The following is a 9,322-nucleotide window of genomic DNA, read 5'->3' as shown; positions in this document are numbered from 1 at the left end:
CCGTTGCGCGAGGTGACGTCGTTCATGGCGGAGACGAAGTCGGCGACGCGGGTGACGAGCGCACGCTCCAGCGAGTTGAGGTTGTCGTGGGCGCCGGTCAGCACTTCCTGCAGCAGGATATTGCCTTCGCGCAGCCGCTCGAACAACGCGACCGTGTCGGTGCGCAGGATCTTGCTGGTTTCCTGCATCTCGGTGACCGCAGCGATCGAGACCTGGCGCGACTGGTCGATCGCCGTGCGCGAGGACTGCTCCAGCTCCTTCAACGACTTGCTGACGGCATTGGTGGCGAGTTCGCCGGCGGAAGTGATGGTCCGCGCGACATCGGAGCCGTGGCCCAGCAGCGAGTGCGAGAAGGTCTGGCCGCGGGTCTCGATCGATTTCAGCGCGTCGGAGGTGACGCGGTCGATATCGACCGTGAGCTGGTTGGTCTTGGCGCCGATCGCCTCGACCAGCGTGCCGCGCTTGCCGTCGATCATCTGCGCCAGGCGATCGGTCTGCTGCTGGACGTAGGTGACGATTTCGTCGGACTTGCCGGTCATGGTCGAGCCGAACAAGCCGCTGGCGGCGAGAACCGAACGTTCGACTTCCGCCGAAGTCGACTTGACCTTGGAGGCGACTTCGTTCGATGCGGCCACGAGCGCGCTCTGCGCATTGAGCGCGCTGGTCTGGATATTGTCGGTGGTGTTCGCGGTGACCGTGGCGAGCGACCGCTCGATCTCCGTCGAGATCGACCTGATCTGGCTGGCGGCGTCCGCAGAAGCGGCCACCAGCGTGGTCTGGGCCTCGCGTGCGCCGGCGACGATCGCTTCGGCGGTGGACGTTCCGGCGATCGACAGCGAGCGTTCGATGTCGGCGGAAAGCGTCTTGGCGTGGTTGGCGGCCTCGGATGACGCCGTGACCAGCGTGCTTTGAAGTTCCCGCGCGCTGCCGAGGATCGATGCGGCGGTGGCATTGCCCGCGGCCGAAAGCGTGCGCTCGACGTCGCTGGAAAGCGATTTGACCTGGTTGGCGGCATCCGCGGAGGCGGTGACCAGCGTCGTCTGCACCTCGCGCGCACCTCCAAGGATCGAGGCGGCTGTGGCGGCGCCGGCCGCCGAGAGCGTGCGCTCGACGTCGGCGGACAGCGACTTGATCTGGTTGGCGGCATCCGAGGAGGCCGTGACCAGGGTCGACTGCGCATCGCTGGCGCTGCTCAGGATCGAATTCGCCGCACCGGTGCCGACGGCGGTGAGGGCGCGTTCGACCTCCGCCGATGTCAGCTTCAGCTGGGCGCCGACGTCGGAGGAAACCGAAAGCAGCGACTGCTGCGCGGCGCGGGCGCCGGTCTGGATGGTCTCGCTGGTGTTGACCACGAGGTTGGTAAGCGAGCGTTCGGCGTCCTCGACGTGGGACCTGATCCCGAGCGACAGCTCCTCGGCGCGCGCCATCAGGCCGTCGCTGGCCTGCCGTCCGCTGCTCTCGATGCGGCCCGCCACGGCCTCGATGCGTGAACCCAGGAGGTCCTCGAACTGCGCGACGCGCATATCGATGTCGGTCGCGACCGCGCCGACCCTGCTTTCGATGCCCTGATGGATTTCCTGGAACCGCGCCGTAATGGTGTCGGTCAGGTGGGCGCTGCGGCCGTCGATCGTGGCGGTCACGCTGGCGATACGCTGGTCGACGGCTTCGACCGCTTGCGACGCGCCCGATGTCAGCGAAGTGGTGAGATGGGTCAGGCGCGAGTCGATCGACTGGATCGCCTGCGCGGTGCCGTCGGTGAGCGAGGAGGTGAGCTGGGTGAGGCGCGAATCGATCGAGTGGATCGCCTGCGCGGCGCCGTCGGTCAGCGACGACGACAGCGTGCCGAGCCGGTTGTCGATGGTCTCGGTCACCGACTTCGCCCGCGTATCGAAGGTCTGTTCCAGCGATTTGAGGCGACCGTCGACGGTTTCGTCGAAGGACCTGATCTTGCTGTCGAGCGACGAATCGAGATTGGCCACGCTGGCTCCGAGCGTGGTCTCGAACTGCATCAGGCGCTCGTCCAGCGACGCGGTGATCTCGCCGCCGTTCGAGGTCAGGCGGGTGTCGAAGCTGTCGACATAGGTCTTCAGGGTCTCCGCGATGTCCTCTGTGCGCCGTCCCATGCGGTCCACGATCTCGCCGCCGAAGGTTTTGACGGTGCGGTCGAATTCCGAGATGTGGCGGGTAATGAGCGCGCCGAGCGTGCCTGAGTCGCGGGCGAACTTTTCGGCGAGCTCGCCGCCCTGGTTCTTCACCAGTTCGTCGAACGCGCCGATCTGCAGGGAGAGCGTGTCGTGCGCGGTCTCGCTCTGGCTGACGACCTTCGCCACCAGTGAGTTGACGGTCACGTCGAGTGCTTCGCTGGCCTTGTCGCCGGAGGTGAGGATCTGGTTCGCGAGCCGGTTGCCGGCGTCGTCGATCTTGCTCACGAGGTCGCCGCTGCGCAGTTCGAGCTCAAGCAGCAGCGAGTCGCTGGAATTCTTCAGCGAGTCGTGGACCTGTTCGGTGCGGTCGGAAATGCCGTCGACGATGGTGGAGGAGCGCTGCTCGAACTCGCTGGTGATGCGGTCGATACGCTCGTTCAGCATCTCGTGGACGCGGTCGGCCAGGTCGACGAACTCGTCATGGACGTGGCCGGTCTTGAAATTGAGGCTGGTGGTGAGGCGCTCCGAGGCGTCGAGCACCGCGCGGGTGGTCTCGGCGCTGGCTTCCTCCAGCCGGTCGAGCAGGTCGCCACCGCGCTCGCCGAGCGCGAGGATCATGTTGTCGCCCGCGTTGCTGAGCGCGGTGGTGATGTGGGCGCCGCGCTCTTCCAGCGCGCCGGTGATGCTCTTGGCAACTTCGTCGACGCGGGAAGCGATCGCGTCCGAAATCAGCGCGATGTCGTGGCGCAGGTCGATCTGCACGCCGGAAATGGCGCTGCGAACCTGCTCGGCCTGGCCGACCAGATTGTCGCGCTGATGGGCGATGTCCTGCAGAAGGGCGCGGATCCGCACTTCGTTGTCGCTGTAGGCGCGCTCGAGCGCGGAGACTTCGTTGGCAACCAGCGTTTCGAGTTCGCCGGCGCGCGCAATCGCGCGCTCGACGCCGTCGCCCATGGCCGCGACTTCGCGGCGGATCGCCTGACCGACGGTGACCATGGAGTCGCTGGTGGCGCCCTCGGGCTCCGAAAATCGGATCGCGACCTGCGCCATCGACTGCGCGATCATGCGCATTTCCTGGCCGCGCCAGGCAAGGCTCGCGAGCACATAGAACAACAGCACGGGTGCGAAGAACAATGCCGCAAGGCCGCCCAGCACCAGCACGCCGCCGCTCTGTCCCATCGCCGCATGCACAGAGGGCAGGAAGCTGAACGTCAGAAGCGCGCAGCCGAGAATCCAGATGCCGGCAAACGCCGTGGCCAGCGTGTAGACGCTGCGGGCAGGGCGGCCCTTCTGCAGCGCCTGCAGAATCTGTCCGATGGTTTCGCGATCGTCATTGGCGGCACGGCGCGGCGCGCGCGGTTCCTCGATCGGCTCGAATACCGGGCGATCGGCGTTCGGGCGGACGTCGAAAGCGCCTTCGCCGTAAGGCGAAGTCGAACTCGACGGTCCCGTGTCGCCGCGGACCGAACCCCTCGCCCCGTCAGCCCCGGACGCATCGCCGATGTTCAAGGCTTCCTGAATGGCAGAAAGCGCGACTTCGGTAGGGTCTTTGACCTTCTTGGGATTGTTCGCCATGTTCAGTCCGAGCCCTCGTTCTACTTTTTACGCACCCCGGACAAAGTCTTCCGCGATTGTCCCCACGCGAAGCTTCAAGCCGGTGTCATATCCTGCGCTGGTGGCGAAAGCGCGAGCCCGTTGGGCCGGCTTGTCCGCTGCCTCTGGGGAAACATCCTATTGGCTAGGCGGGGCGAAAGAAATGGTCGCGATTAATACAATCTTAATCATCCCTAATCATCGTTAACAGGACAGGGGCGTAAGGCCTTACGGTTCCACAAAGTTTTCATTTCGGTTCGGCAATTGGGGCAAAGGTTCGCCAGAAACAAGGCGATCTTGCGGCATATCCGGGGAACGTTCCATTAACCATTTCCGTGATTGGCTGGCCAAAACTCCGTTGCCGAACCGGCTGAGCGGAATGAGCTGGGTTATCGCTATGCCGCTTCATATGGAACGGATTGCCTGGATGCCATCGCCGCCGCTCGCCCCCGATGACGGTCCGATCGATATCGAACATCTGCAGCGCATGACGCTGGGCGACGCCGGCCTCGAGCGCGAGGTGCTGGCGATGTTCTCGGCGCAGGCGGTGCACCTGGCCGACGCGCTCGCGAGCCTGCCCGCTGACGCCGGAGCGCTGGCGCATACGCTGAAAGGTTCGGCCCGCGCGATCGGCGCAGTTGGCGTCGCCGAGGCCGCCGCCCGTCTGGAAACGCTGATCAGGAACGGTGGCGATCAGTCGGACGCGCTCGCCGAGCTCAGCGACGCCGTGGTGCAGGCGCGCCTGGCGGTCGACGCGATCCTGCGGCGGTCCTGATCCCGGCCATTTGCAGAATTTCGGTGCTGATGGAATCAGAACCGAGGCTCAACTCCCCTCATGCGGACCGGTTTCCGTCCCCGGATCAAGGGCGAGGACATGCTTCGCTCGGAAACGCTCCAGTAGCGGCAAAACGCACCGCAGGTTTTCGCTTCCACCGCTGGCGCCGGGCGGATCGACCCGTTATAGGACTGCCCGGACCCCTTATCCGGCAGTACGAGCAAACATGGCCAAGATTCACTTTGTCGACCATAGCGGCGAAACCCGCACCATTGATGTCGAGAACGGCGCGACCGTGATGGAAGCGGCGATTCGCAACGCGATTCCCGGGATCGAAGCCGAATGCGGCGGGGCCTGTGCCTGCGCGACCTGCCATGTCTATGTCGACGAGGCCTGGCGCGAGAAGGTCGGACCTCCCTCGCCGATGGAAGAGGACATGCTGGATTTCGGCTTCGACGTGCGGCCGAATTCGCGGCTGTCGTGCCAGATCAAGGTGAGCGACGAACTCGACGGTCTCGTGGTCTCGACGCCGGAGCGGCAGGCCTAGAGCTTTTGTTTGACGCGTTTTCCTTGCGCGAACTGATACCCAGTTCGGTCGAAAACGCCCTAAAACTTCGGCTGCGCGATTTCCACGCCGCGGCGCAGCCAGGGCTGAAAATTTCTCACGATCTCTTCCGTCAGCTGCGCCGGCTTGCGCGTCTTCTCGTCGATCAGCACCGTCACCGCCTGGGCCGAGGCGACGCACCTGCCTTCCGAAAACACCACCTGATCGAAGGTGAGGGAGGTCCGGCCGAATTTTCGGACGCCGAGTCCCATCTCGATCACGCCGGGCCAGCGCAGCTCGGCGCGGAAATGGATGTCCAGCCGCACCATGATCCAGGCCAGGCCCTCCGGCATCAGCCCGTAACTGCGGTCCTTCATCAGGGTGACGCGGCCGGTTTCGAAATAGCTCGCATAGACCGCGTTGTTGACGTGCTGATTGGGGTCGAGATCGGCAAAGCGTACATTGTCGGTCAGCCGGTAGGGAAAGTCCTCGAGGCGCGGGGTTGAATCGATACGGGCGGGTGCGTTCACGGGGACGATCTCCGAAATTTCATGTCCTTACAGCGCAGTTGTCGAGCCGCGGCAAGGGGTTGCCGGGCTCGCCTGCGCCATTTTATGGCTTTCCTCACCGCTCCGCGTTGGCTAGACAGGCGCAGCCGAAAAGCCTGCCGGCAAGGTTCAACCGAAAAGAAGCGATATGAGCGAAGCAATCAAAACCGATGTGCTGATTATTGGCGCGGGTCCGTGCGGACTGTTCGCCGTCTTCGAACTGGGCCTGCTCGATATGAAGACGCATCTGGTCGACATTCTCGACAAGATCGGCGGCCAGTGCGCCGAGCTCTATCCGGAAAAGCCGATCTACGACATTCCCGGCATTCCGTTCGTCACCGGCCAGGGCCTCACCGAGGCGCTGATGGAGCAGATCAAGCCGTTCAACCCGACCTTCCATCTCAACGAGATGGTGGAGAAGGTCGAGAAGATCGGCGATCCCGGTTTTCGCGTCACCACCGATGCCGGCACGGTGTTCGAGTGCAAGGTGGTCGTGATCTCCGCCGGCGGCGGCTCGTTCCAGCCGAAGCGCCCGCCGGTGCCGGGGATAGAGGCCTACGAAGGCACCTCGGTGTTCTACTCCGTGCGCAAGATGGAGCAGTTCCGCGACAAGGATTTGCTGATCGTCGGCGGCGGCGATTCCGCGCTGGACTGGACCCTCAATCTGCACCCGATCGCCAAGCGCGTGACGCTGTTGCACCGGCGCGACGATTTCCGCGCGGCGCCCCACAGCGTCGAACAAATGCGCGCGCTGGTGGCGTCCGGCAAGATGGATCTGAAGATTGGCCAGGTCACCGCTCTCGAAGGCGAGGGCGGCATGCTCAAGGGCGCCACCGTCAAGGGCAACGACAACAGCATGTCGAATATCACCTGCGATACCATGCTGCCGTTCTTTGGGCTCACCATGAAGCTCGGGCCGGTCGCGAACTGGGGCATCGCGCTGGAGAACAATCTGGTGCCGGTCGAGACCTCGGCGTTCGAGACCAGCGTGCCCGGCATTTTTGCGATCGGCGACATCAACACCTATCCCGGCAAGCTGAAGCTGATCCTGTGCGGCTTCCACGAGGGTTCGCTGATGGCCCAGAAGGCGCATCGTTATGTTTATCCGGACAAGCGGCTGGTGTTCCAATACACGACGTCGTCCTCGAGCCTGCAGAAGAAGCTCGGAGTCAACTGACCGACTCATTCGCCGATGCGGCCGTTCCATCGCGGCGCGCCGCGCCGGAGCGGGACATCTGTTCGTTGCGTCAGTTTTGTGTCGTCGTTTGGCCTTCACGGCCTCGGGGTTCCGGCTGCGCCACTAGAACCATCCGCGAAATGGCCTTAGTCTGGGGCCAATGGTCGATGGATTAATCAGGTGGTGACGATGCGGACTGCGATATCCAGACTTCGATTGGTGCTTCCGTTGATGGCTGGTCTTGCGCTCTTGCTTGCCGCAGCGCCGGCGGCGCGGGCCGCCGATCCGACAGCCGCGGGGTTGTGGCAGAAGGTCGAGGACGGCAAGCCGGTGGCGTGGTTTCTCGTGATCGATCACGACGGCGTTTTCGAAGGCGTGATCGCCAAGACCTTTCCGCTGCCGGGCGAAGACCCCAACCAGATTTGTGCGAAATGCACCGACGACCGCAAGAACGCGCCCATGCTCGGCATTTCCTTCATCAGGGACATGAAGCGGGACGGCCTGAAGTATGAGGGCGGCAACGTTCTCGATCCGCGCGACGGCAAGATCTATCACGCCAAGATGAGCGTCAGCCCGGACGGCCAGACGCTGACGATGCGCGGCTATCTCGGCATTTCGCTGTTCGGCAAGGACGAGACCTGGGAGCGGTTGCCGGATACGTCGATGGCCCAGCTTGATCCCGCGATCGTCGCGAAATATCTGCCGGCGCAGGCGGCGGCTCAGGCCGCCGCGACCAAGCCGCCGGTCGCGATGGTCAAGCCGCCGGTCGCCGCGAAGAAGAAGTAATCGGCAGAGCCAGCCCGCGCAAACCTCGTCAGCGCGCCTGCGGCGCGATCGGCCGCGCCGGTTCGACCGTCACTTCCGGCACCACCGCGTTGAGTTGCAGCACCGACGTCACGGCGGGCAGCGCCGCGTCCGCCATCGCGGCGTGGCCTTCGGCGGATGGGTGCACCGCCCCACCATACACGGCCGAAAGAACGCCCCAGGTCGCGTCATGGATATCGGTGGGCTGGCTGGAAGACGGCAGCCCCTGCGGGTAGGTCATCGCCGCGAAGTAACTGTCGTTGGCGTCGCGGATCCAGCGCGCGCGCGGCAGATAGGCGCGGTATTCGGAGGCGCTGCGGCCGCACATCATCGGCTGGTTCGCCGCCGTGACGATATCCGGGTTGAAGCTGTCGCCCCTGGCCGAAAAACACTCGCGGTCGAATTCCGGATCGCTTTCGGCGCGCGCGCAGAAACCGTGATCGGCGAACACCGGCTGATGGGCATCGACGAAGGTCATGCGGTCGGAGGCGGGGTCGCGGCACAGTACGCCCGACTGGCATGTCGCGAGCGCCTTCAGCTCCGGCAGGAATTCGCTCTGCACATAGCTCCACACCGCCGCCAGCCGCTGCGGATCCGCATTGAACGACGGATGGATGTCGAAGCCGGCGCGTCCGCCGGGGCAGGGCGAGCCGCCGTCCGCCAGTGCCGGGTTGGCATAGGATACGTAGACCACATGCGAGAGGTCGCCGCCGACCAGGGGTTTCAGCGCCTCGCGCAGTTTGACAAAACTTTGCGGCAGGTCGCGCGCTAGGGCGGCGCGCGAATCGTCCACCGATCCCACCACGCCGGTGCGCCTGAACAGCACGCGCTCAGTCGGCGTATCCACGATCACGTCGGCGACCAGTCCGGAAAAATTGATGTCGTTGGCGCCGATCGACAGCAGGACCAGATCGAGCTGGCGGTCGGGCTGACGTTTCTTTGCAGCGGTGAGGGCGGCGCGCAATTCGCCCAGTTGCGCATTGACCGTGCCCTGACAGGTGGCGGCGGATTTCGTCGGCAGGCATTCGCGCGCGCGTTGCGGGCCGAAAAGCCCGTCGGGAATGGTGGCGCCGGTGCAGGCGAGCGGCAGATAGGTCACCGCGATGTGCGGATAGCGGACCGCGAGCGCCAGCGCGGCGCGGGTCTGATAGCTGTACAGCGAGCGGTGACAGGCGGAATTGAACCACAGCGCGCTGTTGCGCTGCCAGTTCTGCAGCGTGTCCGGCGCCTCGCAGGCCCGTCCGCCCTTGAAGCCGGCGCGGCTCGGACGGTAATACTGAGTGCTCGCGGTGCCCAGATAGGACCGGAAGCAGAACCCCTCGTCGGAGAGTGCGATCGCGCGGTCCGGATTGCCTTCCCCGGATGCGATGCTGTCGCCGAGACCGGCGATGAAGAGATCCCGCACCATGATCTCGGTCGAGATGCGCTGCGGGGCCTCGGGTCCCGAGGAGACATCCACCGTGGCAACGGTGGCGCGGCCATAGCGCACCCGCAGATTGACGGGCTCGGCGCAGTCGAAGGTAGAGGCTTGCGGACCGTCGCCGTCGTCGAACGACCAGGCGCAGGTGGCGCCGACCGGAACCTCGCCCGTCAGCCGAACCGTGATCGGGTGATCGATCGGCGTCAGGTAGCTTTCCTTGACGTTGTCGCGGGTGCAGGGCTCGCTGACCCGGCCCTGCAGATCGATGCAGAGGCGGTTCACCGCGTTGCGCGCCCAGCCGCGGCCGTCGCTCTGCA

Annotated in this window: 7 protein-coding genes; 4 read left to right on the top strand and 3 right to left on the bottom strand. The window is 64.9% G+C overall.

Annotation, left to right across the window (positions count from 1 at the left end):
- A partial coding sequence (locus QZ213_RS19145) for a hypothetical protein (RefSeq protein ID WP_291687665.1) occupies positions 1-3,719 on the bottom strand: 3,719 nt, incomplete at its 3' end.
- A gap of 415 nt (positions 3,720-4,134) precedes the next feature.
- On the opposite strand from QZ213_RS19145, the gene QZ213_RS19140 reads away from it, so the two are divergent.
- Both QZ213_RS19140 and QZ213_RS19135 read left to right on the top strand, forming a co-directional pair.
- Positions 4,135-4,512 (top strand): Hpt domain-containing protein, encoded by a 378-nt coding sequence (locus tag QZ213_RS19140; RefSeq protein WP_291687666.1) that lies wholly within the window; start codon positions 4,135-4,137, stop codon positions 4,510-4,512.
- 226 nt (positions 4,513-4,738) lie between these two features.
- The gene (locus QZ213_RS19135) at positions 4,739-5,059 is read left to right on the top strand and encodes a 2Fe-2S iron-sulfur cluster-binding protein (protein WP_079571799.1); all 321 of its coding nucleotides are present in this window, start codon (positions 4,739-4,741) and stop codon (positions 5,057-5,059) included.
- Positions 5,060-5,118: 59 nt separating this feature from the next.
- On the opposite strand, the gene QZ213_RS19130 is transcribed toward QZ213_RS19135, so the two are convergent.
- Positions 5,119-5,586, bottom strand: a complete 468-nt coding sequence (locus QZ213_RS19130) for a thioesterase family protein (RefSeq protein ID WP_291687664.1) — start codon at positions 5,584-5,586, stop codon at positions 5,119-5,121.
- 166 nt (positions 5,587-5,752) lie between these two features.
- On the opposite strand from QZ213_RS19130, the gene QZ213_RS19125 reads away from it, so the two are divergent.
- The gene (locus QZ213_RS19125) at positions 5,753-6,781 is read left to right on the top strand and encodes an NAD(P)/FAD-dependent oxidoreductase (RefSeq protein ID WP_291687663.1); all 1,029 of its coding nucleotides are present in this window, start codon (positions 5,753-5,755) and stop codon (positions 6,779-6,781) included.
- Positions 6,782-7,012: 231 nt separating this feature from the next.
- The gene (locus tag QZ213_RS19120) at positions 7,013-7,567 is read left to right on the top strand and encodes a DUF2147 domain-containing protein (protein WP_291687662.1); all 555 of its coding nucleotides are present in this window, start codon (positions 7,013-7,015) and stop codon (positions 7,565-7,567) included.
- Positions 7,568-7,595: 28 nt separating this feature from the next.
- Here QZ213_RS19120 and QZ213_RS19115 read toward each other — a convergent pair.
- The coding region (locus QZ213_RS19115) for a hypothetical protein (RefSeq protein ID WP_291687661.1) at positions 7,596-9,322 on the bottom strand (1,727 nt) is incomplete at its 5' end.

Source organism: Bradyrhizobium sp. (assembly GCF_017881085.1).
Lineage (GTDB): Bacteria > Pseudomonadota > Alphaproteobacteria > Rhizobiales > Xanthobacteraceae > Bradyrhizobium.
The sequence above is the reverse complement of the archived record's forward strand: the minus strand, read 5'-3'. Positions and strand labels throughout refer to the sequence as shown.